Origin of the sequence: Bradyrhizobium icense (assembly GCF_001693385.1) — a bacterium.
Lineage (GTDB): Bacteria > Pseudomonadota > Alphaproteobacteria > Rhizobiales > Xanthobacteraceae > Bradyrhizobium > Bradyrhizobium icense.
Genome location: NZ_CP016428.1, coordinates 5,570,238 through 5,596,932, shown reverse-complemented (window position 1 = coordinate 5,596,932; position 26,695 = coordinate 5,570,238). Strand labels below are relative to the sequence as shown.

Sequence of the window (26,695 nt, the reverse complement as noted above, 5' to 3'; positions counted from 1 at the left end):
TTTTTCAAAGCGTAGTCAGACGCTTAATGCGCGCTGAAGAAGCTGGCACGGCTGTTGCTGTTGAGATCCAGCGATACTGAGTCAGAGCTTAGTGAATCCAGAGCGCAACACGAGCGATGCTCCTTCCCTTGAACCCGTATGCCCCGTTCTGAGAGAGATAAGCTGGCGCAAAAAGTCGCGCAACGTTTGGCAATAGTTATGGAGAACAACATGGTGCTGCGCATGGAGTCCCCCGCTCCTCCGATCAAGGTGGAGAACTGGCTGCGTGGCCAGCCCCTCACGAGCTTCCAGCCGGGAAAAGTGTACATCGTCGAGTTTTGGGCAACTTGGTGCCGACCCTGTGTGGCGGCGATGCCCCATCTGGTGCAGCTGCAAGAGAAATACAAAGACAGCGGAGTTGAGGTCCTCGGAGTCGCAGCTCATGAACGAGCTGGAACGGCGGACGAGGCCCGAACCAACTTGGACGCATGGTTGACCGAAAAGTTCTCGAATCTCAACTACCGGATCGGATTCGACTACACAGGCGAAATGAACAAGCTTTGGATGGATCCCAGCTCTTCTGTCGGGATTCCCACCTCGTTCGTCGTCGACCGTGACGGCCACATCGCCTTTATCGGTTTTCCAACGCAACTCGATGACGTTCTGCCGAAAATTCTTAACGGCAGCTGGCGCACCAGCGATGAAGCTAGAGCCGCCGATACAGAGCGGATCGCCGAAGGCGAACGCACAATGCTGACTGTGCCGATCTTCGCCAAACTTATGCCGGCGATGAAGGCGGAGGATTGGGCGAAGGCGCTTTCGACGCTCGAAGAGGCCGTCGCGGTGATGCCGGACGACGTCAACTTCCGCGTGCTCCATGCGGATCTGTTGCTTCACAAAATGCACGACTTGCAGACCGGCTTGCCAGTCATGCGCCAATTGGTTCGCGATGCGATCGACAAAAAATCCGAGCAGTGGATGGCCGGCGCGATGCGCCAACTCTTCGATCCGGCGAATGACAGCTCCCACTTCCCGCCAGCCGAGCGCTTTGCGATGGGTAAGGAGTTGTCCGAACACATCCTGGCACTGAATCCTCCGCAACGCGGCGACGGCTCCAAGTTCCTGTCCTATGGGGCGGTCGCTCAGTATTATTATGAGAGCGGCAACAAGGATCGCGCGATCGAGTTAGTCGAGGTGGCGCTGAAGTCGCTGGACGGTCCCAAGCCTATCCCCGACGAACTGAAACAGCGCGTTATGTCGCTGTTGGTCCAAGCGCTGGCCAACTACAAGGGTGAGAAGGCTTGCTACGGGGCTCTTTGTGCGACTCCGCAAGACGGGTTTCCGAAAGGGTCAAAGCGCAGGCGCCAGAAGAGAAAACCTGAAAAAGGATAATAGTCGGAGCTGCTCACGGGCCAATTCGTCCATTTCTCCGGCAGGCAAGTTGCAACTAAAGACCATCGAGCACAGCGCTGGATCGTTTGCGCGCCAGGTTGGAGGTTCAAATTGCGATGACCCCCGGCCGGATCGAAGGCGGACGTGATCTTCCAGGTGAAGCCGCGCCGCGATCCCATGACGCAAACACTCTGTCGGTCTTAACGATCTACACGAAAATGCTGAACGACTCCTTCGTTATCAAAATGCACCCTTCGCACAGCCATGGCAGCGGCCGGACCTAGGCGGCCATCGCCGCTTCTGCAGACCGGCGAAGATGAATGACGTCGCTCCGCATGCATGGCACACACAAACTCTCGAACAGATCGCGCAGGCTGGCCGATGTCTCAGATCGATGCTCTCATGCTGTGGAACTCTCAAAGCTTGAACCGCTTCAGCTAAGCGCTTACGCAAAGAGCGTGTGACATGGGTAGAAGATTTCGATCGCAGCCCCCAGACTCCAGGCATTATTGCGTCGCCTCGGACGGCAGCGCCAAGCATTCGGCACATCGGGTCTGGATCGAAAGGGTCGTACGGCGCGTGTGGCAGAAACTGCTGGCGCCATGATCGTTAAAGATGACAAGCAACCCACCGCAATCGGCGTGGTGATCCCGTTCGTGTTCCGTCACTGGCTGAAGCAGCCCGTCCGCGTCGCGATCGTCCTCGTCGGCTTCTTAGGTGCAACGGTGGCCGACCTGTTCATGCCGGTCTACTCCGGCCATTTGGTGGACGCACTGACATCAGGTCCGTCCGACCAGGCGGCGCGACATGCGGCGTTCGTCGCGTTCGGCGGCATCGTCGCGCTTGGTCCGCTGTCGATCATCCTGCGTCTTGTCGGCCTGCAGGCGATCGCGCCGTTCACGCTGACGACAATGTCGGACGTGGCGCGCGAGGCTTTCATGCGGGTGCAGCGGTTCTCGACCGACTGGCACGCCAACTCTTTTGCCGGCTCGACCGTGCGCAAGATCACGCGCGGCATGTGGGCGCTCGACCTCCTCAACAACACGATCCTGATGACATTGTTGCCGTCGCTGACGGTGCTCGTGGGCTCGATGATCCTGCTCGGTCTGCATTGGCCCGTGCTCGGCGGCGTGATAGCGGTCGGCGCGGTGATCTATGTCGCGATGACGACGGCATTTACGATCGGCTACATCGCACCGGCGGCGCGTGTCTCCAATTCCTGGGACACCAAGGTTGGCGGCACGCTGGCGGACGCGCTCACCTGCAACGCAGTGGTCAAATCCTTCGGCGCGGAAGCGCTTGAGGATGCGCGGCTTAACGGTGTCATGAGCCGCTGGCGGGCGCGGGCGCGGCGCACCTGGCTGCGCCACAACGCCACCAACACAGTGCAGCTCGTGATGCTCTTGTGCTTTCGCGCATCCGTGATCGGCTGCGCGATTCTGCTGTGGATCGCCGGGCGCGCCTCGCCGGGCGACGTCACCTACGTGCTGACGAGCTACTATATCATCCACGCCTATTTGCGTGACGTCGGCATTCACATCAACAATCTGCAGCGTTCGGTGAACGACATGGAGGACCTTGTCACCATTTACGGCGAGCCGATCGGCATTGTCGATGCGCCCGGCGCCAAACCGATCGACATTCAGGGCGGAAGGATCACGTTCGAGGACGTCACCTTCCTTTATGGCGGCCATCGCGCGCCGCTCTATGACGGATTGTCGATCGACATCCGCGCCGGCGAGCGCATCGGTCTGGTCGGCCGTTCCGGCTCCGGGAAGACCACGTTCGTCAAGCTGGTGCAGCGGCTCTACGACGTCTCCGGCGGCCGTATCCTGATCGACAGCCAGGATATCGCGAAAGCGACGCAGCAATCGCTGCGCAGCCAAATCGCGATCGTGCAGCAGGAGCCAATCCTGTTTCACCGCTCGCTGGCCGAGAACATCGCCTATGGCCGGCCCGGCGCGAGCATGGCGGCGATCGAACAGGCGGCGTGGCTCGCCAATGCGCATGACTTCATCGTGCACCTGCCGCAGGGCTACGGCACGCTCGTGGGCGAGCGCGGCGTAAAGCTGTCGGGCGGCGAGCGGCAGCGCGTCGCGCTGGCGCGCGCGTTCCTTGCGGACGCACCGGTCCTGATCCTGGACGAGGCGACCTCCAGCCTCGATTCGGAATCGGAGGCGCTGATCCAAGAGGCTATGGAGCGGCTGATGAAGGGACGCACCTCGATCGTGATCGCGCACCGGCTGTCGACGGTGCGTAGCCTCGATCGCATCCTGGTGTTCGACCGCGGCCAGATCGTCGAGCAGGGCACCCACGCCGCGCTCATCGCGCGGCCGGGCGGCGTCTATCGCGGGCTGTTCGAGCGGCAAGCCATCGAGTTCGGTCAGATCTCGGCGGCGGGTCAGACTAAAGCACGCCTGGCCGCATCCCCGCAGCCTTAGCGCTATTTACCTTGGCTGCAGCTGATTGGCATCGCGCGGGTCTGCCCTCCGGCATCGCATCGATATTCACCGCGAAGGTGTAGGGTTGTCTGAAGAAGAGTGTCTCTAAAGCGGGAAAAGGGCGAATGTCGGAAGAACAACTAATTCCTGATGCTTCACATCGGTGCATGCTTAAGACGGTGTGGGACCGTGGCTTGGATGTGGCTAAAGGGCATTGCGGCGGAAGCGGGCAGGCGGCGCGATTTGCCGACTATGGAGGTGAAATATATGTTTCGAGATGTCCAACCAATTGGCGCGACTTCCATTGGTGCATTGCTCCTCTTAGCGGCTTCGTACATCGCCAGTATATCGCCAACTCCGATGGAGCGGGGCCGTCTTCCCCGCAATGGGCTGCTCAATGGGACCCTTCTGCGATCTCGACGACGCGCGCGCGGCAAATCCCGAGGTCTCACTCGTCGTTGGAGTACCTAAGACCTGCGGTCTGTGGCGCCCACCTCACCGTACCGCCGACGATCGGCTCCGCAACCCCGACCAGCTCCGCCAATCGTCGATTCCTCCATCCGCGCCACTTGGCGTACGCTCCCCGAGACCTTAACCGCTGCTGGATGAAACTCAGGGGCAGGTCAGCGTGAATCGAGATCTCCTTGGATCGAGCCCGACAGTTTTTGTCAACGAGGCTAGCAAAAATTCCCGATCCGGCGGCTGCCGCAACAATCGCCGAAACAACGGCCTCTCGCCGCAAACGACCGCTGATCCTTGTCCGGTTTCTGACAGTGGTACAACGGCTATCGTCGGGTTCAAGATACCGCCCGCCATGTACGGTGCGAACGGTCATCAAAGCGAACCCGAAGCTTAACCCGCTTGAGTGCTGTTGGCACGGCCATTGCTATTTAGAGACGGCAACACTGAGTGAGAGGAGAGCTGAGTGCATTCAGACGCGAGTAACGAGCGATGCTCTCGTCCTCTAACTCCGTGTGCCCGTTTCTGAGAGAGAAACCAGCGCGCGGGAACAGCCGCGCAATATTTGACAATAGGTTGACGGAGAGCAACATGCCTTCAGTGAGACTGATCACCTCTTACGACAACCATGGTATCGATAAGTCGAGCTCGCCGCAGAACAGGTTAAGGGCACTGGCCGAGATGGGTCAAAAGATCCTACTCGTTCGCGGAAGGCGGATTCCACCTGGTTGATCCCACACGCGAAGGCGCAGGACACGAATCGAGCTTCGCTGACAAATCCCGGCAGCCTCGACGATCTCGAAATCAGGACGTGATGCAGATCAACCAGAACATCTGGTGCGTGGAGTCCGGCGGTCCGGAGCCGGTCAATGTGTCATCACCTTGCTCACTTCCTAGAAGAGAATGGCGCTTATAACGCGGTTCTAGACCACGCCCAGAGTCCAAGCAGGCCGATCACTATCGCAACGCTTTGAACAGATCCACAACAATGGCAGGCAAGAGCACCATCCCGACCCCGATCATAATGGACGAGCTTGAGGACATGCTCATGGAGCATGGCATTACCCATGAGGTCGACGGGTCCACCATCCAAGACACCCCCGGACTCGTCGCCTCATTCTTTTCTACCGAAAGATGGAGAGTTGAATGAATACCCCAGTAGACGTATCTGTGCGACGCCAAACGACAGACGTAGATGCAATGCTGGCCGAACTACGACTATGCGAACGCCCGCACGATGTGGAAGTGAGCGGCATGCCCTTACACATTTTGCCTGGCGTTTTGTCACCGCGCCTAAGTCACGCTCCCGATGCCTTGATGTCGAAGTGGCGCATCGACCCTGGCGCAACGGTGCTAGATCTTGGATGCGGGTCAGGTGTGCTAGGGCTTGCAGCACTCCGTGCTGGGGCAGCACGCCTACTGGCTCTCGACATAAATCCGCAAGCGGTCCTCACAACGGAGATAAACATCGAGCGATTAGGTTACTTGGACAAGGCAGAAGTGCGCTGTAGCGACACCTATTCTGCGCTGCAATCCGGAGAAAAATTTGACGTCATTCTCTTTGCCGCCCCCTATTGGAATCGGAAAGCAAAGGACGACCTGGAGCGCTCTTGCTATGATGAAGATCATAAAGTTATGGCCTCAGCTCTCGCGGGAGCGCATCTCTGGTTGAATGCAGCCGGGGTAATGTATGTGGTGTTCTCCGACCAGGGAGATGTTGGACGCGTCCTGAACTTGATTGATGAGAGTAGGCTGCGTGCCAGAGACATGCATATTTTTCGGCCATCGATTGCAGGTGGGCACGTCCGCATTGTTTGGGAGCTCACGGCTCGATGAAAGCTCCTTTGGACCTCGTGCCGTATTTTTCCTCCGACACTTCACGGGCTAGATCGGCATGTGCGGTTGCCCGGTCAGCGCTTGTGCGATCTGGTCAAGGTAAGGTGCCGCCCCCGCATGGCGCAGGTATCTCGTGCAACTGCCGGTTGATGTCGAAAGGCGGTGCAAACACGATCGACGCCGCGCGCGATCGCGGTGCGGGATAGTGCCGTTCGAGTCGACACTCTGATATGGCTGATCCGCGTATCGGTGCTGAGCTCGGCGAGGATTGCCATATCGATTGCTCCGATGTCCATGCTTCTGAATTTCTGCACCATCTGGAGCCTGCTTCGCAAGCTTGCACCGCTCTTCCGATTATAACAGGTCGTCCAGGTAAGGATTGCGCAAATGAGGATGGGTGTTCCAAGGAAATCACGGCGCATGAAAACCGCGCCGGTCCTAAGCCTGGGACCGTCCGCAAATATGCGGCGCCCGGCCACAGAGTGGTAGTCGAGACGAATGCCGGCGCCGGAATTGGCGTGACGGACGAGTGGTATGGCGAGGCCGGTGCAACGATTGTGGACTCCGCTCGCGAGGTAGTTGCATCGAGCGAGAAGGTCGTAAGGCCAAGCTGAGGGGCCTGAATTTGCCGCCAAGCTGCGCACGCACTTACCGTCTTGTCGCCTATGTCGTTACGGCTGCAGAACACGACGGCGAAGCTCGGCCGGCCAATCGGAGGCAGTTGCATGCTGGGTCAGCCGCGAGACGGTGCTCCGCAAGGACGTGGGTTTCTGTGGGCCCATCTTGATTTATCAATCTCGCCTTCGGGTGCGATTCGAAGAACGACCTCAGGCATCGGGGTGACCCGCAACTGCTCTCCCGCTGTATAGATCTCCCTTAACGAGGGCCATCGGCGCAAGCAGCGGAAGCCGGCATGCATCAGGTCACGGCTTCCCGGGCAATTACGGTGCACCCAGAATTTAGGAGCCCCCTCGGCCCGCTCCGGGTCAGGCGCCAGATGCAGAGAAGTGAAGAGGATCTCGTTCTTCCTTAGCTGCGCCCGTCTGGAAGGCTATCTGAACCGTCCCAAGCTGACGGCGGAGCGGTTTTTGGAAGATCCGTTCAGCGGCGAGGTTCGGGGCGCGGATGTACCGGACCGACGATCTGGCGGGCTATCTGCCGGACGGCAATCTGGAGTTTTTGGGCCGCAACGACGACCAGGTGAAGATCCGCGGCTTCCGGATCGAGCCCGGTGAGATCGTGGCGCGGCTTGCTGAGCACCGGTCGGTGCGCGACGCAGTGGTGGTGGCGCAAGGAGAGAGTGCGGCCGAGAAGCGTGCGAGCTTGCCGGAGTACATGGTGCCGTTTGCGTTTGCGCGCTTGCGGCGCTGCCGACGCCGAACGGCAAGCTCGATCGCAAGGCACTGCCGGCGCCGGAGAATGAGGCGTATGCAACGGGGCGGCTATGAGGCGCAGGGCGAGATTGAGACCGCGCTGGCGCAGTTCCGAAGCTTCTGGGTCTCGCGCGGGTCGGGCGGCACGACCAATTGTTCGCACTGGGCGGGCACTCGCTAATCGCGGTGCGGCTTCTCAGTCGAGCGCTACATCGCAGGTTGAAGTTTAGCACCGCTGATCTCTTCCAAGCTCCCGTTTGAAGGAACTTGCATCGAAGATTGATTTGGTCCTACGGCTTAGCACTACTTTGGCAGATTTTAGCGATTGTTCGGCGAGACTGGATTCCCGAATCGGATTTTCAGTGATTCATGGGTGGTCGGCATTGGAGGGCCGACCATGGTGGACACGGCGTCGAAGTGGGAAGGCGAGCTTGGACGCTGGCTTAAGCCATTCCTGGATCGTTTAGGGCATAAGGCGCGACGGCGGATGTGTCCGCTGTATGTTTCGGGGCTGATTGGACCGGGCGATCGCAAGAGCGTGCAGCCGATGGCGGCGCGGCTGTCGCCGGGCGACTATGACCAGTTGCACCATTTCATCGCTGATGGCGTCTGGGATGCGGCGCCATTGGAGTCGGAGTTGCTCATTCAGGCCGACCGACTCGTCGGCGGCAAGGATGCGGTGCTGGTCGTCGACGACACCGCGTTGCCGAAGAAGGGCGATCGTTCGGTTGGTGTCGCTGCGCAATACGCCTCGTCTCTCGGCAAGACAGCCAATTGCCAAACGTTGGTATCGCTGACGCTTGCGCGGGGTGAAGTGCCGGTCATGGTGGCATTGCGTCTCTTCCTTCCCGAGAGCTGGACGAGCGATGCGGCACGTTTGAAGCGTGCTGGTGTTCCCGTCGAGCATCGCGCCGCACGGACCAAGCCAGAGATCGCGCTGGCTGAGATCGATCAGGCGATCGCAGCCGGCGTTCGCTTCGGCTGTGTGCTGGCGGATGCCGGTTACGGCCTCAGTGCGCCGTTCCGTCAGGGGCTCACGACACGCGGCATTGCCTGGGCCGTTGGCATCCCTCGTCACCTCAAGGTGTACCCGGTCGCCGTCAAGCTGATCTGGCCGGTTGCCAATCGGGGCCGTCCCCGCAAGCGGCACATTCCGGATATCCTGTCGATGCCGGCCGAAGACATGCTGGCCGATGCCAAGTGGCAAAACGTGAGTTGGCGAAACGGGACCAAGGGAAAGCTGGAAGCTCGCTTCGCCGCAGTTCGCGTGCGGACCGCCGACGGACCTCCGCAGCGCATCAAGGACAAAGGCCAGCAGCACCTTCCAGGAGACGAAGCGTGGCTCATCGGTGAACACAGAATGTCGGGAGAGAAGAAGTATTACCTCGCCAATCTGCCAGCCAAGACGGATCTGCGCACGTTAGCCGCCACGATCAAAGCGCGATGGATTTGCGAACAGGCCCATCAGCAGTTGAAAGAGGAACTCGGGCTCGATCACTTCGAAGGACGATCCTGGCAAGGCCTCCATCGACACGCTCTCATGACTATGATCGCTTACGCATTCCTCCAGCACCGCCGTCTCGCACAAGCGGGGCGGGAAAAAAAGAATCAACGGTCCACCGCCTCAGCCGAGCCTGCCGGCCGTACGCCACGCCATCGTCGAACTCATCGTTCGACCACGACCGCAGCGATGCCCCTACTGCAGAAGACAAATCGCCGAAAGGCAACGGAGTGTATAAATCTGCCAAAGTAGTGTTAGCCCCTCCGACTCACACGATTGGGTGAGGGCGTCATGATAACGGGCCTTTTGGGCCACGGACGCCGACGGCAATTACGTCATCGTACCCAAAGGCACGCTCCCGGATCGGAGGCGGCTGGATCGAAGCTCTGCTTGAACGGAGTCGCCCCATGGTCGCCGCTATCGCCGTTGCGAACAAGTTGGCTCGGATCGTCTGGGCGATGATGACGACCGGGGAAGTCTACAGCATTTGTGCTCCAAATGCATGGCCGAAAGTCGTAAGCCTGCGCTGGTAAGTGCCGGGCCTGGAACATCATCGCCCTCATAGTTGCGCGATGCAGTGTGCGCTCAGCCAGAATCGTTGCTGCGCGGCGGCAAGATCGGGCGCCAGTCCGTCGGAGGAGTGTCCGACTTTTCGTGTAAGAGGCCTCTGTGAAGGGCGGTCAGCGCGGCGACCCCGCAAAGCGCGCACTGAACTGGATGGCAAACTGCCCCATTGCGGCGGTTCCTTTCAATCGGCCGGCGCCAATGAATGCCGGCATTCTTGATGGCGAGATATAGCAACTTCAGTGCCGGCTCGTCGTCGGGAAGCTGCCGCCGCGGGTCTTGATGATCTTGCGTAAGCTCCGGTGCAGCGCCTGGGGTTGCCGGAACGACTCGCGATTGGTAACGCAAACAGTTCTCCGGCGGAGTAGTTGGGGGGGTTGATCAATTCTCACTCCAATTCATCGCCAACGACCGGTCATCACAATTGTGAACTCGAGCTCGAGTACTTATTGCTGCGGTTTCAAAGCGGCGCCTGCGCCATCTGAAGATCTCAAACTATTCAAGTCGGCTAGGCCATCGTGCTAACTGGAATGGCCGCGACGCTTTGTCGGGTTCGCGCGATCGCGACAAAGAAGTAGGGCTATGATGCCGATTATTGTTGCCACGGCCGTGCGATCCTCACACGTAGCAAATTTCTGCGGGCCTCATTCATTTGATGCGAACCGCAAGCTCTCTCAGAGCGTCGACGTTCCGCGTTCTGACCTGGGTAAACGCCGCCATTTTGCCCGGACCATCGCGTCTGCCACGCCTGTGACATTCTTGGGCGCGTGCGGCGGCCAGGCAACTCAGCCTATTCACGTCTTCACAGAGATTGAGCGCGCTTGGGTACCTGTGATCGCGGCAGTTTCTCAACCGGTGTTTGCAACGGCGGTGCTACTCGTATGGTTGTTGCGCATCAGTAAAACCGCGTGAACACTCACAGAAAATGCGCAACGCGGCCTTGGACAACATCTCGAAGACAACGTCCTTCTTGATACTCAGAAATTTGCGTTAAGTTCCGTAAACGCTTCTATAGTTGACGGTCTGGCGCTTTCGGCTCGCCAAATGAAGCTAGTTTACCTCCTTTCGAGCCGGGTCATGCAACACGGCCAGTCTGCGGATGACCGCAGGTTTCATGGAGTCCGGCCCTCAATCTTGATGGCGTGTGAGAAGGCTTGCTACGGAGCTCTTAGGGCGACTCCGCAGGACGGGTCTCCGAAAGAGTCAAAGCGCAGGCGCCGGAAGAAAAAACATGAAAAAGCGTCGTAGTCGGAATTGCTCATTGGCCAATTCGTCTATTTCTCCGGCGCGCCAGTGGCAACTAAAGACCATCGAGCACAGCGCTCGATCGTTTGCGGCAGGTTGGAGGTTCAAAATGACCTCCGGCCGGATCGGGGCGGACGTGAGCTTCCAGGTGAAGCCGCGCCGCGATCCCATGACGCAAACACTCTGACGGTCTTAACGATCTACACGAAAATGCTGAACGACTCCTTCGTTATCAAAATGCACCCTTCGCACAGCCATGGCGGCGGCCGGACCTAGGCGGCCATCGCCGCTTCTGCAGACCGGCGAAGATGAATGACGTCGCTCCGCATGCATGGCACACACAAACTCTCGAACAGATCGCGCAGGCTGGCCGATGTCTCAGATCGATGCTCTCATGCTGTGGAACTCTCAAAGCTTGAACCGCTTCAGCTACGCTTACGCAAAGAGGGGGTGAAATGGGCAAAAGATTTCGATCGCAGCTCCTAGAATCCGGGCATTATTGCGTCGCCTCCGACGCCAAGCGCCAAGCATTGGGCACATCGCGTCTGGATCGAAAGGCTCTTATGTCGGGTGCGGCAGAAACCGCTGACGCCATGACCGTTCAAGACGACAAACGACCCGCCGCGATCAGCGTGGTGATCCCGTTCGTGTTCCGCCACCGGCTGAAGCAGCCCGTCCGCGTCGCGATCGTCCTCGTCGGCTTCTTAGGGGCAACGGTGGCCGACCTGTTCATGCCGGTCTACTCCGGCCATTTGGTGGACGCGCTGACATCAGGTCCGTCCGACCAGGCTGCGCGACATTCGGCGTTCGTCGCGTTCGGCGGCATCCTCGCGCTTGGCCTGCTCTCGATCATATTGCGGTTTACAGGCTTGCAGGCGATCGTGCCGTTCACGCTAAAGACGAAGTCGGATGTGGCGCGCGAGGCCTTCATGCGGGTGCAGCGGTTCTCGACTGACTGGCACGCCAACTCTTTCGCCGGCTCGACCGTGCGCAAGATCACGCGCGGCATGTCGGCGCTCGACCTGCTCAACAACACGATCCTGATGGCATTGTTGCCGTCGCTGACGGTGCTCCTAGGCTCGATGATCCTGCTCGGTCTGCATTGCCGTGCTGGGCGGCGTGATCGGCCTCGGCGCGGTGATCTATGTCGCGATGACGATGGCATTCACGATCGGCTACATCGCGCCGGCGGCGCGCGTCTCTAACGCCTGGGACACCAAGATCGGCAGCACGCTGGCGGACTCGCGCGCCGGCGAGCGCATCGGCCTAGTCGGCCGTTCCGGCTCCGGGAAGACCTCCAGCCTCGATTCGGAATCGGAGGCGCTGATCCAGCAGGCGATGGAGCGGCTGATGAGGGGGCGCACCTCGATCGTGATCGCACATCGGCTGTCGACGGTGCGCAGCCTCGATCGCATCCTGGTGTTTGACCACGGCGAGATCGTCGAGCAGGGCACCCACGCCGCGCTGATCGCGTGGCCGGGCGGCGTCTATCGCGCGCTGTTCGAGCGGCAGGCCATCGAGTTCGGTCAGATCTCGGCGGCAGGCCAGACTAAAGCATGGCTGGCCGCATCCCCGTAGCCTTAGCGCTATTTACCTTGGCTGCAGCTGATTGGCATCGCGCCGGTCTGCCCCCCGGGCATTACGTCGATATTCACCGCGAAGGTGTAGGGTTGTCTGAAGAAGAGTGTCTCTAAAGCGGGAAAAGGGCGAATGTCGGAAGGACAATCGGAGATTCGGAGCCTTTTGCTGGCGAGTGTTATGACCAAAGCGAAAAGAAGTTATTCGCTCATCCTCAAGCGCGATGTGAATGCCCTCTGGGATAATATCGGTGGTGTTGACCAAAGCTGCTTTCGATTTTTGTACGATTATTTCAGGACAGCGCGGATTACTCAAGATTCCGCCTGGCGATTTTGTGCAAGGACTTTGAGCGGCGTGGTGTTTAGGCGCTGATTACGAGAAACTTTTCAAAGACAAGATTGTCGTCAAGTTAAAGCCAGGGGACCTCGTCATCCTTTGGGCATCATCCTTAAGCAGACGTGCAAGTTTGCTCAAGAGGTCACCTTCGTCATTTGACGACCTCTATTGTCGTGTTCAGTCATGTCCAGTTGAGGACGTTATGTCCGCAACTCGACACTAATGCTTAAGTATTCTCCGCCTCGGAGCGAAGTGCATGGATTTGTTCCTTTTCAAGCAGGACCTGCTCAATGTTTTGGGTGGCACGCCGATTGCTGGGAGACGGTGAAGGATCTGTTGCGATCATGGCGGTCCCGCAGCTGCCCGCTTACAAAGACAGATGAAGCGTGCTCGACTGATCCAAATCTACGCCATGGGGGGCTGCACTGTTGACGCGGCTTCATCAAGTGAAGCTTTGACGTTTCCATCACGGGTGCCGCTGTCGTTGATCGCGCTGGATACATCTCAACACTGGCCGTTCTTGCAAACCAGTGTGACCGGATTAAGTCACGATGTGGTGCGGCGCATAGGGCCGAGAACTCCCAACCTACAGCATGGAGTAGCTGAACATGGCACATTGGTCTGCTTCGGTGCTCGCAGACGGTTGCAAACCGGGCAATTGGGATGGGCAACTACCAGCGGCCGCATCAATTCGCTCCAGCATCTTTGTTGGTAGTGGTACGCTAGCTATCAGGTGTGCTCAGCTAGTAAGTAAGATGGGTCATGTCGTCTGCGCGGCCCTGTGTGCCGACGCCATATTCCGGGATTGGGCCGCTCGCGCCAATATCTTGTGCATAGAGAGTGTTGAAGAGCTCTCCGCGTTGATGAATGCCGACCCGGTAGAGTGGATATTTTCCGTAGGAAATCCATTCATATTGCCACCGGATGTGTTTGCCCGAGTCCGTCAAGGCGCTTTCATTTACCAAGACGGTCCTTTGCCACGATATCCGGGAGCGGGAGCTCATTCGATGCCTTGGGCGGAGACCGACTATGCCATCGCGTGGCATCGTATCGATGATGCGGTTAATACGGGTGAGTTGGTGGTTGAGCGCCAAGTTTCTATTGCGCCAACCGATACGGCGTTGGCCCTGAACCTCAAATGTCATGAAGCCGCTGTCGAAGGCTTCCGCGAGCTTCTAGTTGGCTTAACGAATGGAGAGCTCCATGCTGGTCCGCAGGCGGCAGTGGACGGAACCGTTTTTCCGAGGCGTCGACGCCCCGATGCTGCGGGTTGTCTGCGATGGAATCGATCCGCGCAAGATCTCTCAACGGTCACACGCGCCTTGGACTTTGGGCCGCATCATTCCAATCCGTTGTGTCTGCCCAAGGCGCACCTAGGCGATGATGTTATCGCAGTCAGGCGCTTGGAGATATCTGCTGCACGCTGCGGCCTTCCCGCAGGGTCCCTGGTGGAAATCCACCTCAGCCACTGGCGTGTGGCGACAGGATCAGAAGATGTTGATGTTTGGTTTGGCGGCCAGGATGGTCAGGATCTAGACGCGCGGGCGGTCGCGACGCAGTCCGATCTGGATGTAGGCGATCGCCTCCCGATTTTGAGCGATGAGGAGGCGCGGAGCATAACTATTGCCCATGAAATGTTGGCGCCTCGCGAGAATTTTTGGCGACAGCGGCTAGAGCAGTTCAAGAAATTGCAGCTTCCTTTTCTGTCGTCTTCGGAAACTGCGGCTTCGCCCAGATGGCAGTCGAGTTCCTGGCTCATTACAAGTGCTTTGGCCGAGTTGTCGCCAGTTGATCGTACTGAGTACTTGCTGAGTGCTTGGCTGATCTATCTCGCCCGCATCACGGGAGAATCGGAGCTTCAATTGGGATGGACTCCCGCACCGAATGGATCGCGAGCCGGCGTGAAGGCGGCGCAGGTGCTTGTCGCCTCTGTCGTGCCGATGCAAATTACCATCAATCTCGGTCATGATTTCGCAGAGGTACGCAGGGCGGTCGCGGCCGAATGCGCTGATCTGAGGGAGCACGATAGTTTTCCGCGGGATCTTATTGCGCGCTCTCCGACGTTGCGCGGCACGGAGGCGCTACAATCGCGCCGATCTTGGCCGATTGGCGTGACGGTGACCGCAAATAGCTGTTGTGGCGCTGGTGATTTGGCTTCAAGCCCGAATTCTGAGACAGCCCTTTCAGGTGATTTCCTAACCTTTGAGGTTTGCGCTCTGGATGGGAGCTTTCGGTGGCACTTTGATGCCAGTCGCTTGGCGCCCAAGCAGATCGACCGTATGACGCAGCACTTGCAAAACTTATTGTGTGCTGTGATAGCCGATGCGCAGCAGCCGGTCGCACGGGTTGAGCTGCTGTCGTCCGAGGAGCGCGCATACCTCTTGGAGGAGCTGAACCGGACGGCCCCGCCCTATCCGTCGGAGCGGTGCATCCATGAGCTGTTTGAGGCGCAGGTGCGCCAGGCGCCGGATGCGATGGCGGTGACCTATGCGGGCGAGCAGTTAAGCTATGGCGATCTCAATGCGCACGCGAACCGGCTCGCACATCATCTGATCGCGCTCGGGGTGAAGCCGGATCAGCCGGTCGCGATCTGCCTTCAGCGCAGCGTGGCGATGGTGGTGGGGCTGCTCGCGATCTTGAAGGCAGGGGGCGCGTATCTGCCGCTCGATCGAGCTTATCCGTCCGCGCGGCTGCGGCAGGTTCTTGAAGATGCGGCGCCGCAGCTGGTGCTGGCCGATGCGGCGGGACGCGCCGCGCTTGGCTCCGATGCGCTGGTCGATATCACGGTGGTGGATCTCGCGACAGGTACGCCCGCCTGGGCGCAGCTGCCGGCGTCGGATCCGGATGTGCGTGCGCTGGGCCTCACCTCACGTCATCTCGCCAATGTGATCTACACCTCGGGATCATCAGGCACGCCCAAAGGCGTTGAAAGGTCTCACGGCTCGCTTGTGAATTTGCTCTACTCCTCAGCGGAGGTTGGCGCGCCCAAACGACGCACACTTCAGTTCACGACCCTGAACTTCGATGTGTCGTTGCAGGAATTGTTCAGTTGCTGGAGGGACGGCGGGCTGCTCGTGCTCGTGCAGGAAGTGATCCGTGCGGACTTCTCCGCCTTGCTGGAATTTGTGTGGGGTGAAGCGATCGAGCGGCTTTTCCTCCCGTTCGTCGCGTTGAACCATTTTGCGGAGGTCTGGGGCGCTGAGGGAGTGCTGCTGCCCTTTCTGAGGGAGATCTATACAGGGGGTGAGCAATTGCGGGCCACCCCAATGCTCAGGTTGTTCTTCGAATTGCACCCGAGGGCGAGGTTGATACATCAGTATGGGCCCACAGAAACCCACGTTGTTACGGAGCACCATCTCGCGGCTGACCCAGCATGTTGGCCGCAATTGCCTCCGATTGGCCGACCGATCGCGAATACGCAGATTTACCTGCTTGATAGTCATGGTGAACTCGTTCCGGTTGGGGCCGTGGGGGAGCTTTACATTGGCGGCGCAGGAGTTGCGCGCGGGTACTTAAATCGGCCCGAGCTGACGGCGGAGCGATTTTTGGCCGATCCGTTCAGCGGCGAGATCGGGGCGCGGATGTACCGGACCGGCGATCTCGCGCGCTATCTGCCGGACGGCAATCTGGAGCTTTTGGGCCGCAACGACGACCAGGTGAAGATCCGCGGCTTCCGGATCGAGCCCGGTGAGATCGTGGCACGGCTCACTGAGCATCCGTCGGTGCGCGACGCGGTGCTGGTGGCGCAAGGGGAGGGTGCGGCCGAGAAGCGTCTTGTCGCCTATGTCGTTACGGCTGCCGAGCACGCCGACGCAGCTGAAGGGCCTGAACTTGCCGTGACGCTGCGCACGCACTTAAGTGCGCGCTTGCCGGACTACATGGTGCCGTCTGCGTTTGTGCGCCTTGCGGCGCTGCCGCTGACGCCGAACGGCAAGCTCGATCGCAAGGCACTGTCGGCGCCGGAGAATGAGGCGTATGCAACGGGACGGCTATGAGGCGCCGCAGGGCGAGATCGAGACCAAGCTGGCGCAGCTCCGGACGGAGCTTCCGGGTTTCGCGTGGGGCGGGTGACACGACCAATTGTTCGCGCTGGGCGGGCTCTCGCTATTGGCGGTGCGGCTTCTCAGTCGAGCGCCACATCGTGGGTTGAAGTTTAGCACCGCTGATCTCTTCCAAGCTCCCGTTTTGAAGTAACTTGCATGAAGATTGATTTGGAGCCACACCGCAATACAGCTCAAGTACTTTCCGTTTGTGCTACGGGATCGCAACCGCCGCTCTTCTTCGTTCCGGGTCTGGGAGATTGTTCTTGTCCTTAGTTTGGGAAAAGAAATGGATATAGCGCTCGATGTTTGTCAGCGGCCTTAAACAGCTCACCGACAATGTGAGCAGCCGTCAGCGCGGCAAGCGGCTCGTCCATCACAACCCGTCTGGGCTGGGACCACAGCGCTTGGCCGATGAGGACGCGCTGCCGCTCCCAGGCGAAGAGATGTGAGGGAGAGCGGTCGAGCAGCGGCGCTATGCCGCGCAATTCGACCACCTCGTCATGCTCGATCGGCGCCGGTTCGGGTTCGGGGCGCCGTAAAGCGTTGCGCCGACGGACACTTTCTTTCTGTGCGATTGGACCAGACCATCAACCTGGCTCTTTCTCCTCGTCTGCAATGGAGAGACCTATGTCGGCTTCGGTTTCTATGGAGGCGACATAAAATGTGCCGCTCAGCTCGATCAGATCGCGTGCCCAATGTGGGATTTTACTTTTGCGGGAATTGCGCTGATCTTTAGGCGGACGTCATTCCCAATCCTGGGCGGAAGGAGTTTGTCGGATGCGAGGCGATCCGAAATCGCACGGCTTATGGGAGCTGACGGCTCCAGCGCTGGCAGATACCGGTCCTCTTGTGGGAGATGCGGAAGCCGATGTTGTTGTGATTGGCGGCGGATATACTGGACTTTCTTCCGCCATTCACCTTGCGGAGGCTGGCGTGCGCGTCGGGCTGCTCGAGGCGTCCGAAATAGGATTCGGTGGTTCTGGGCGCAACGTCGGACTGGTCAATGCGGGCATGTGGATAATGCCCGACACGCTCGTAGCTACTCTTGGATCTCCGTTCGGGGAGCGGCTGATCGACTTGCTCGGTCGTGGACCACAAAATGTTTTCGAACTCATCGAGAAGCACGGCATCGAATGCGAACTTGAGCGCGCGGGCACCCTGCATTGCGCCGTCGGGCGCAAGGGTCTACAAGAAATCGAGATGCGTGCCGAACAGTGGCAGAAGCGCGGCGCTCCCGTCGTGGTGCTCAATGCGCAGCAGACGCGCAGAAAAATCGGTGGCGGCAACTACACCGGCGCGCTGCTTGACAAGCGCGCCGGCACAATACAGCCGCTGGCCTATGTGCGTGGCCTGGCACGCGTCGCGATTGCAGCAGGAGTGAGGATTTTCACGCAGAGTGAGGTCCTCACAGTCAGCGACGCCGGCTCGCGCTGGAAGATCGGTACGGCAAAGGGATCTGTGAATGCTGAGTGGGTAATCGTCGCCACCAACGCTTACGGCAAAGGACCTTGGTCGCAGGTTCGGCAGGAGCAGATCCATCTACCTTACTTCAATTTTGCGACGCGGCCCTTGTCGGACCATCTAAGGGCCTCCATCCTGCCTGAACGGCAAGGAGCATGGGACACAAGCCAGGTCCTTTCCTCGTTTCGCTTCGATCGCTCGGGACGTCTGGTGTTCGGCAGCATTGGAGCTCTTCACCGCGTTGGCGCGTCGGTTCACCGGGCTTGGGCGGTGAGGTCGCTGCGCAGAATATTTCCGCAGCTCGGCGATTTCGAATTCGAAGCCGGCTGGTTCGGCATGATCGGGATGACCTCGGACAACGTGCCGCGATTTCACAAGCTCGGCCGCAACGTGGTCGCCTTCAGTGGTTACAATGGGCGCGGTATTGCGCCTGGAACTGTCTTCGGCAGTGTGTTGACTTCGTATGTCCTCGGCAATATTGCGGAAAAGGATCTGCCGCTTCCGGTCGTCCCTGTCGAAGAGCGACGCTTTCGTGCCGCCCGTGAGGCCCTTTACAGAGCGGGGGCTCAGCTTGTTCATCTGACTGAAGCGCGGATATGATTCGGTGGCTACTTTCCGTATGCGCTGTGGGGTAGTAGCGCCGCGAGCTCTGCTTTTCGCTTCAACCTGGATTAAATCGGTAGGCAAGGTCCGATACGCCAGCCGCTCGATCCCTGTCCGGTTTCTGACAGCTGCTCACAAAAGCTGTGAGATTCAAAACACCCCGCGCCATTAGCATCGCGACCATTCAAAGCGCATCAGGCGCTTTGCGCGCGGAGCGCGCTGGCACGGCCGTTGCTCGTTCTCGGCGTAGGCAATAGGGGGCCAATCTGAAGGAGCTGAAGATGAACGACACGACAGGATCTTGGGCTTACGGAGAACAAGCGCCGACGCCAAGGGAAGAACAGACGAAGGCCAAAGAAATTTGCCACTATTCAATCCACTGCAGTTCTGGGAGCACACTGTGGGATGCGATCGTTGCGGCTAAACGGCTAGGGGCTTTGAAGAATGGGCACTGCCGGCGACTAAGTAGGACCGAAGTTAAACACCGCTTACCTCGCCTTGCCATCTGAAAGGCAGGACGAGCGCCTGAGCATTGGCATCGCTCGGGGGCAGCTTGCAAACGTGTGACGCTGCTCATGGGCATTGATTAAGAGTGAATGCGCGGGTGGGAAATCGACCGTCTTGCATGACAACTTAGAGCTCCCCAAAATACGAGATCGAGCGTGCTGACGGGTTGATGTGTCGCCGGAGCTTTAGGCCACCCAAGCCCATGGAATGAGGTATGCATCCGAGCAGAGACGCCTTGTCGTCGATGGGCCAGTCGTTGAGAACTGTGATTTGGAATCCTGCGTAACAAGATTCAAGAGCGCTGAATTTCTGCACCATTTAGCGCCTGCTTCGCAAACTTGCACCGCTCTTCCAATTAATAGAGATCGTCCAGGTAAGGAGGTTCCAAATGAACGTCGGTCTTCCCAGGGAAATCAAGGCGCACGAATACCACGTGGGTCTTACGCCTGAGGCCATCCGCGAATATTTGGCGGCCGGCCACAGGGTGGTAGTCAAGACCAATGCCGGCGTCGGCATCGGCGCTATGGACGACAAAAGCGGGCGCAACGATTTTGGACTCCGCTCAAGATATATTTGCATCGAGCGAGATGGTGATAAAGCGCAAGGAGCTCCAGCTTTCCGAATGGACGCAGCTGCGAGAGAACCAGATCCTCTTCACTTGTCCGCATCTTGTGCCGGACCCAGAGCAGGCCAAGGTGCTCCTAAAGCCTGGGTGCACCGCAATTGCTTAGGAAGCCGTGAGCTGATGCGCATGGCGGGACTTCCGCTGCTTGCGCCGATGCGCGAGGTCGCGGGCAGGCTTGCGATCGAGGCGGCCAGTACCGGCCGCGCGCTTGGCGGGCTACAGATGCCAAGTAGCACCACTTTGACACCGTGCCTTCACGATGCGCGGCAACAGCTATATCGCAGAAAGTTTCGAGCCTTAGGTGGCAAGCGGTATCAGGCCGCTCCGTTCACTCGCAATTGGAACACCGAACCAGACGCAAGCATACCGCCGGCGGAGTGCTTTATCGTTTGTTCTGGCCTTCACGAACATCGCCGCAGACTGCGGGACGTTCGGGGCTTAGGCATTCTGGCGCGGCTCAACAAGGCTAGCGCAGAGTGCCCTTGAAACACCCAGACGCCGTAGCGGCAATCGTCACAGCGTTGCGGCGCGTTCACGGCGACAACATTGCACGTGCGTTACTCGCAGGCGGCGTGAGCTCGGCGGCACTTACCGATGCGGCGCTCTCCTTGCCAATAGGCAACAGTGACGCTGTCCGAATGATCGGGAGAGCGCTTGATTCTGGCGATTTCAGCTTCACACCGGACATAGGACCGCTCTGGTACGCGCGGTACATTTATGAAGATCGACGTGCATCGATGCGCGTCATCGATATGGAGATGTCAACGCCTGACAAGACCTTTGCGAACACTGAGATTTCGTTGCGGCTGTCCATATGAGGCGAACTCCAACTTGTGTGTCTCTTTCACGTCCTTTTTGTCAATCGGCTCGCAAATTCTACCCCTCATCGGGCTCCGCTTTTTTGGGCGCCGATCCCGCCTCAGGAGTCAAGTTTGCAGACCGAAACATAGGCTATCGAGCAAGCGGATACGATACGCATTCAAGATCACAAAGAGCAGCTGCGCCGGATGCGGCTGAATTTATCGGTTTCGATTCCGAGCTATGCGCGCGACAATTTCCGCTCTGAGGTGCCAAAGTCGAGCACATCGCTGGCCAACCACCTGTCGCGGCGCGTCGCAACCGAGCCTCCCTCGCACGGGACCCGCAGGCGGGGAAGGGAGCGATCTCATCTCAGCCACTCGACGCCAACTCGACCAGCTTCGCGATCGTGTTGATGATCCGTGCGGTGCCCTGCGCGGCAGCCGGTATTTTCAGCTTCGAGCGGCCCATGCCGGAGCCGTAGGCGACATAGATTTCGCGCTTTCCGAGGTGCACTTCCTCGTCTTTAAGCCCCGTCATCGCCTTGAGCGCATCGGCAGGCGGCGCGTCGTCGAGAAAGATCGCAACCGTCCAGTTCGGCGGTGCCTTCGGGAACGGATTGGGCTTGAGCACGTCAGCCATTTCCGCCACGGTGCGGATCACCAGGCCGACCGGCTTGCCCGCATAGGCGGCGAGCTGCTTCTCCAGCGCCGCCTTGACCTTTGCGACGCCGTACTTGGCTTCAAACACCACATTGCCGCGGGCGATATAGGTTTGTACCTTGGCAAACCCTTCGACGATGCACATCGCCTTCAGTTCGGCATTGGCAGCTTGCCGGTGCCGCCGACATTCGCGGCGCGCAGCAGGCAATATAGGTTGGCATTCGGAACCGACTACAGACATGCAAGCGAGGCTGTCAGCATGCCACAGGCGCCCGGAACTACGCCACAGGCCAAACAGAATTCGGAAGGTAGTCGGAAAGATCTTCCGATTACGCTGGCCGACATCAGGGCAGCCGAGGCCACGATCAGCGATTCGATCCTTCTGACGGGCTGCAACAAGAGCCGGACGCTTAGCGAGATCTGCAGCTGCGACATCTGGATCAAATCCGAGAACCTGCAGTTCACCTCCACGTTCAAGGAGCGCGGCGCGTTGAACCGTCTTCATGCGCTGTCGCCGGAGGAACGGCAGCGCGGGGTCGTCGCGATGTCGGCCGGCAATCACGCGCAGGGCGTGGCCTATCACGCCAAAAGGCTCGGCATTCCCGCAACTATCCTGATGCCGATTGGCACGCCGATGGTGAAGATCGAAAACACGCGGCGCCACAGCGCCGAGGTGATCATTTCCGGCCAGACGCTCGAGGACGCCGGCCGCTTTGCCCGCGAGCTCTGTAAGACCCGCGGCATGACCTTCATCCACCCTTACGACGATCGGTTGATCATGGCGGGGCAGGGCACCATTGCGCTGGAGATGCTGGCGGCCGTGCCGGATCTCGACGTGCTGGTGGTCCCGATCGGCGGCGGCGGGTTGATCTCCGGCGTCGCGGTGGCAGCCAAATCGCTCAAGCCCGACGTGAAGATAGTTGGCGTCCAGGCGCAGCTTTATCCGTCGATGTACAACGCCGTCAGGAACGAACATCTTCCAATGCGCGGCGACACACTCGCAGAAGGCATTGCCGTCAAGGCGCCCGGGGAGATCACGAGGCAGATCGTCCGCGAGCTCGTGGATGACATCGTGCTCGTCACCGAAGACCAGCTCGAGCGTGCGGTCGCGATGCTAATCTCGATCGAGAAGACAGTCGTCGAAGGAGCAGGCGCCGCAGGACTGGCCGCCGTGTTGGCCACACCGGATCGCTTGGCGGGCCAAAAGGTCGGTCTCATTCTGAGCGGCGGCAATATCGACACGCGGCTCATTGCTTCCGTCCTGACCCGCGAGCTCGCACGCGAGGGACGATTAACGCAGTTAACGCTCGATATCGCCGATCGCGCCGGCCAGCTTGCCGCCGTCTCGGCGCTCTTGGCCGAAGCCGGCGCTAACATCATCGAAGTCTCGCATCAGCGGACTTTCTCGGCCCTGCCGGCCAAGGCGACGCTACTCGAGCTCGTGATCGAAACCCGTGACCGCGCGCATCTGGCTGACATTCTGGCCAAGCTTGCGGCGGCTGGATTGGTGGCACGCTGCGGATAGGGTCTGACGGGATTAGATCGAGCTGCGTCCATGCCGCCGCTGCGCTCCCTCTCCCGCCGGCGGGGCTCGCACGGGGCAGCCCTGAGCGGGCAGGGACTGTCTCGTTGATGGGATGAAGTCCGGTCGCAGGAGGCGCTGCGCGGCGTGTTTAACCAGGATTTCAAGTGCTGTGCGCGGGCCGCCGAGCTGAGCGACTGGAAGGCGAGATCGTTCACGCCATCATCTGCCATCAGCACATGCGGTTGGGATCGCGCGTCAGCTCCCACTATTTTCGCCAGCTGGGTGCAGCAACGGCAGTGATCCGGAATGACGCCGTCAGCGTCAGCGATCTTGCCTGCCTCAAGCGGCGCGCCCTGGTACCGGCGACGTCATCTGCCGCAAGCCACGGCCGATCGGCCCAGTACCGCTCAGGAACGCCCTGCCGCCGTTGAATGCTGCTACGTGTCAACACTGCTTCCTCAAATATCGAGTCCAAGTATTCCTGACCAGAGTAGGTAGGTCTCGATCCATTATTGATGCCGTATCATAAGTGAGTAGCTCGCCGTACCGGCTAGGACGCAGCTAACCACGATAGGACGAGGTGCAGCAATGAGAGGCGTAGTTAATCCGCTGCATTTTACAGGACAAGTCATGAAATTCATCGAAGGGACGCGCGTCGTCACCGAGGGTGAACTGCAAGTCAACAACATCACACGTTATCATGTCACAAGATTTCTATCGCGAACAGATTGCCAGCAGTGGTTACTACGACCAGCTTAAACACGTTGTGGAGCCCTCAATCCAGGAGTTCGAGAGTCCTGGCAGTTTGGATACAAGCGGCGAGCACGACAACACGGTCGTGCCCGGACTTGAGCACAAGTACGCCCAGACCGGGTCGTTGCTGGTAACGGACCGTTGCGCTTCATATTGCCGTTATTGCTTTCGCAAACGCATTGTCGGCAAGGATTCCGATGAAATAGCACCTGATTTCGCTCAGGTTGCGCAGTATATTGGCGGTCATCCTGAGATGACGAACGTGCTGCTATCGGGAGGCGACCCGTTCGTGCTCAGCACCGCCAGGCTCGATAAAATTCTTGATCATCTGCTGCCGATCACACATTTGGAGTCAATTCGATTCGGCACAAAAATGTTGGCTTATGAGCCCAAGCGGTTTGAGGATTCTACTCTAACGGCTTTGTTCCAACGAATCGATGAAGCGGGTAAGACTGCAATAATTGTTACACATTTCGATCACATCGGTGAAATTTCGGTCGATGCGGAGCGCAAAATTCGGTCTTTGCGCGCACAGGGCGTACAATTCCTCAACCAGTCGGTGCTTCTCGCGAAAGTCAACGAGGATCCCGAGATCCTGGCGGCGACCTTCGCCAAATGTCACCAAATCGGAGTGCGCCCTTATTATCTTTTTCAGGGCAGGCCGGTGAAGGGCGCATCGCACTTTCAGGTTCTACTGCGCCGCGGACTAGAGATTACGCGCGGCATCAACCAACGTCTCAGTGGCATTCAAAAAACATTCAAATACATCATGTCCCATTACACAGGAAATCCTCGACCTGGGAGACGATGGCCGCGTGTATATGCGATATCATCAAAACAAGGCTCGCGAAAAATCGGAAAGATCTTTTCCCGGCCGCACGTGGAGGCGGCCTGCTGGTTGGACGATTTGCCCGAAGGATGAGATCGGAGGGCGCGTTTGCTGATTACCGCCGCAGAGCGCGGAGAGTAAAAGGCCGGTCGACCTCTAAAGATCGCCGCCCATTCAGTCCGATATTGAATCTGCCGTTACATGATGCCGACACGTATGTCTAGGATCACGCTAGACTCCGCACGCGCGCCAAGCCGGATAACGCGCTGCACAAGGTGACTGGAGGCTGCTCGCCACCCGTCGCTCGAAGCTCAGAATGACTGCAACGATGTGCCGCCGATGGCCCTACTGGGCCAAAGCACGCCGATCGCAAGCGCGTGAAATGTCAACTCGCTATCGGCTCACAAATAGAAAACAGCGGGGGTGATTACTGCGGCGACCGGCACGGGCGCTTCCCATATTGCTGTTGCCTCTTGGGAGAAGGAGCTGCAGTGTGTTGATAAAGCATTTGCAACAGCGAAGCCGCCGAAGGTGATTTCCCTGCGCAAGTTTCTCGAGCGCTGGTTGAACTCCGCCCACAAGTGCGCAGCTGGGGTTTAGCTTCGCGCGAGTTGCCGGCTGGCGTCGACTCCTTGCCTATGCTGAGTAACGAAACACGTTGCCAACAGATCTGGTCTTGACTGTTGTGGGGGCGATCACGAACTGAGGGCATTGAGGGCTATAGCCCAAGGGAAAAGGGCGAATATGCGAAACGATCTGAGATCGCACGGACTCTGGAAGATGACTGCTCCACCCGCGCCTTATACCGCATCCTTGTGGACGACGCAGAGGCCGATGTCGTTGTGATGCGGGGGATATACCGGACTTTCTTCCGCTCTTCATGTTGCTCAGCGAGGCGCGCGGGTCGCTGTGCTAGAAGCATCCGAAATAGGATTTGGCGGCTCCGGGCGGAACGTCGTGCTGGTCAACGCGGGCACGTGGGGCATGCCCGATATGCTCGCAGAAGCGCTTGGCTCGACATTCGGGGAACGGCTGATCGAACTGCTCGGCCATGGAGCACAAAAGGTCTTCGAACTGATCGAGAAGCATAGCATCGAATGGAAGTTGAGCGCGCCGGCACTCTGCATTGCGTCCGTTGGACGCAGGAAATCGAGACCCGTGCTGAACAATGGCAGAAGCGCGGTGCTGTAGTAGTCGTGCTCAAAGCGGGGGAGACGCACAAAAAGATCGGCGGCGGTAATTACACCGGGTGCGTTGCTCGACAAGCGCGCTGGCGCGATACCGCTTTGGCTTACGTGCGTGGCCTGTGTTCGCATCGCGCTCGCGGAAGAAGTTAGAATCTTCACTCAAAGTGAGGCCCTCGCCGCCGGTGATAGCGGTTTGCGCTGGAAAAGTTGGCACGGCAATGGGGTCTGTGAATGCTGAGTGGGTGATCGTCGCTACCGATGCTTAGGGCAGGGGAACCTGGTCACAGATTCGGCAGGAGCAGATCCACTTGCCTCACTTCAATTTTGCCACGCGACCTTTATCAGACAATCTGAGGGCCTCAATCTTGCCCGAGGGTCAAGGGACGTCGAACACCCAGAAGTTCTCTCCTCCTTTCGCGTCGATCGCTCTAGGCGCCTCATGTTCGGCGGCGTCGGGCTCTCAAGGGCGTTGGGTGCCTGCGTTCACCGGGCCTGGCTCTGAGGTCCCCGCGCAGTCTATTTCCGCAGCTCCGCGGTCTTCAGTTCGAGGCCGGCGGTTCGGCACGATCGGGATAACTTCGCACAACCTGCCGCACTTTCACAAGCTGGACTTAACGTGATCGCCTTCAGCGGTTACAACGGGGCGCGGCATTGCATCTGGCACAGTCTTTGGCGAGCGTGTTGGCTCGCTATATCCTGGGCCAAATCATTGGAGAAGATCTACCGCTTCCGGATACTGCCGTCGCAGCGCAACAACGGACCCCACGTGGCAAAAGCCCGATCCTCCTGCGGCAAGCGAGCATCAAGCGGCCAGAAAAGCCAATCGTCCTAGGCAAAGATTAGGCGCGCGGCTCAGGGCTAACCGCCCCAATTCCCGTCGCTCCGGAACTGCTCATCGAAAGCACGGAGCAGCTTCTCAAGTCGTTTTGCATCTTCTTAGGGCAGAATGTTCCTGAGAGAACGGTCGTGCGCGACTCGCTTCAGCCGAGACGCCGCCT

At 59.1% G+C, this 26,695-nt stretch carries 14 protein-coding genes and 6 pseudogenes; 18 read left to right on the top strand and 2 right to left on the bottom strand.

What is annotated here, in order from left to right; translation table 11 throughout:
• Positions 1-210 precede the first annotated feature (210 nt).
• The 5 genes and pseudogenes from LMTR13_RS26145 (at position 211) to LMTR13_RS39840 (ending at position 6,721) form a co-directional block, all read left to right on the top strand.
• On the top strand, positions 211-1,371 hold the full coding sequence (locus LMTR13_RS26145; RefSeq protein ID WP_156795804.1) for a TlpA disulfide reductase family protein: 1,161 nt from the start codon (positions 211-213) through the stop codon (positions 1,369-1,371).
• A 602-nt stretch (positions 1,372-1,973) separates the two neighbouring features.
• Positions 1,974-3,812 carry an ABC transporter ATP-binding protein gene (locus LMTR13_RS26140; RefSeq protein ID WP_065732984.1) on the top strand — a complete coding sequence of 613 codons (1,839 nt, stop codon included), beginning with the start codon at positions 1,974-1,976 and terminating at the stop codon, positions 3,810-3,812.
• A 1,050-nt stretch (positions 3,813-4,862) separates the two neighbouring features.
• Positions 4,863-5,421: pseudogene (locus LMTR13_RS42885) on the top strand (P-loop NTPase family protein).
• A complete protein-coding gene (locus tag LMTR13_RS26135) occupies positions 5,418-6,107 on the top strand; it encodes a 50S ribosomal protein L11 methyltransferase (RefSeq protein WP_065730291.1) in 690 nt (229 codons plus the stop codon). The pseudogene LMTR13_RS42885 and the gene LMTR13_RS26135 overlap by 4 nt, the downstream one beginning before the upstream one ends.
• Positions 6,108-6,337: 230 nt before the next feature.
• Positions 6,338-6,721: a hypothetical protein gene (locus LMTR13_RS39840; protein WP_083219230.1), complete on the top strand. Its 384-nt coding sequence runs from the start codon at positions 6,338-6,340 to the stop codon at positions 6,719-6,721.
• A gap of 252 nt (positions 6,722-6,973) precedes the next feature.
• On the opposite strand, the pseudogene LMTR13_RS43450 reads toward LMTR13_RS39840, so the two are convergent.
• Positions 6,974-7,158, bottom strand: a pseudogene (locus LMTR13_RS43450) (alanine dehydrogenase); the annotation flags it as partial.
• Here LMTR13_RS43450 and LMTR13_RS41245 point away from each other — a divergent pair.
• From LMTR13_RS41245 to LMTR13_RS42865, 10 genes and pseudogenes are all read left to right on the top strand, one after another.
• Positions 7,157-7,684, top strand: a pseudogene (locus tag LMTR13_RS41245) (hypothetical protein); the annotation flags it as partial. The pseudogenes LMTR13_RS43450 and LMTR13_RS41245 overlap by 2 nt on opposite strands.
• Positions 7,685-7,877: 193 nt before the next feature.
• Positions 7,878-9,233: an IS701 family transposase gene (locus LMTR13_RS26120; RefSeq protein ID WP_065730288.1), complete on the top strand. Its 1,356-nt coding sequence runs from the start codon at positions 7,878-7,880 to the stop codon at positions 9,231-9,233.
• Between the two features lie 89 nt (positions 9,234-9,322).
• Positions 9,323-9,514, top strand: a pseudogene (locus LMTR13_RS43970) (hypothetical protein); the annotation flags it as partial.
• A gap of 613 nt (positions 9,515-10,127) precedes the next feature.
• Positions 10,128-10,457, top strand: coding sequence for a hypothetical protein (locus LMTR13_RS41235; protein ID WP_156795803.1), 330 nt, complete (start codon positions 10,128-10,130; stop codon positions 10,455-10,457).
• A 926-nt stretch (positions 10,458-11,383) separates the two neighbouring features.
• Positions 11,384-12,368: pseudogene (locus tag LMTR13_RS43240) on the top strand (ABC transporter transmembrane domain-containing protein).
• Positions 12,369-12,548: 180 nt separating this feature from the next.
• Positions 12,549-12,740 (top strand): hypothetical protein, encoded by a 192-nt coding sequence (locus LMTR13_RS41230; RefSeq protein WP_156795802.1) that lies wholly within the window; start codon positions 12,549-12,551, stop codon positions 12,738-12,740.
• 719 nt (positions 12,741-13,459) lie between these two features.
• Entirely contained in the window at positions 13,460-16,699 is a 3,240-nt protein-coding gene (locus LMTR13_RS39825; protein ID WP_197520918.1) for an amino acid adenylation domain-containing protein, read from the top strand.
• 350 nt (positions 16,700-17,049) lie between these two features.
• Complete coding sequence (locus tag LMTR13_RS43445) at positions 17,050-17,196, top strand: hypothetical protein (RefSeq protein WP_156795801.1); 147 nt, start codon at positions 17,050-17,052, stop codon at positions 17,194-17,196.
• A 328-nt stretch (positions 17,197-17,524) separates the two neighbouring features.
• A complete protein-coding gene (locus LMTR13_RS26100; RefSeq protein ID WP_065730285.1) occupies positions 17,525-18,808 on the top strand; it encodes an NAD(P)/FAD-dependent oxidoreductase in 1,284 nt (427 codons plus the stop codon).
• Positions 18,809-19,706: 898 nt separating this feature from the next.
• A pseudogene (locus LMTR13_RS42865) lies at positions 19,707-20,159 on the top strand (alanine dehydrogenase); the annotation flags it as partial.
• Positions 20,160-21,113: 954 nt separating this feature from the next.
• Here LMTR13_RS42865 and LMTR13_RS26080 read toward each other — a convergent pair.
• Entirely contained in the window at positions 21,114-21,611 is a 498-nt protein-coding gene (locus LMTR13_RS26080; RefSeq protein WP_335622047.1) for a DUF1697 domain-containing protein, read from the bottom strand.
• Between the two features lie 51 nt (positions 21,612-21,662).
• Between LMTR13_RS26080 and LMTR13_RS26075 the strand changes: the two genes are divergently transcribed.
• The 3 genes from LMTR13_RS26075 (at position 21,663) to LMTR13_RS42860 (ending at position 25,701) form a co-directional block, all read left to right on the top strand.
• A complete protein-coding gene (locus LMTR13_RS26075) occupies positions 21,663-22,928 on the top strand; it encodes a threonine ammonia-lyase (protein WP_083219502.1) in 1,266 nt (421 codons plus the stop codon).
• Between the two features lie 700 nt (positions 22,929-23,628).
• Positions 23,629-24,603: a KamA family radical SAM protein gene (locus LMTR13_RS26070; RefSeq protein WP_236843131.1), complete on the top strand. Its 975-nt coding sequence runs from the start codon at positions 23,629-23,631 to the stop codon at positions 24,601-24,603.
• A gap of 816 nt (positions 24,604-25,419) precedes the next feature.
• On the top strand, positions 25,420-25,701 hold the full coding sequence (locus LMTR13_RS42860) for a hypothetical protein (protein ID WP_236843130.1): 282 nt from the start codon (positions 25,420-25,422) through the stop codon (positions 25,699-25,701).
• Positions 25,702-26,695: the final 994 nt, after the last annotated feature.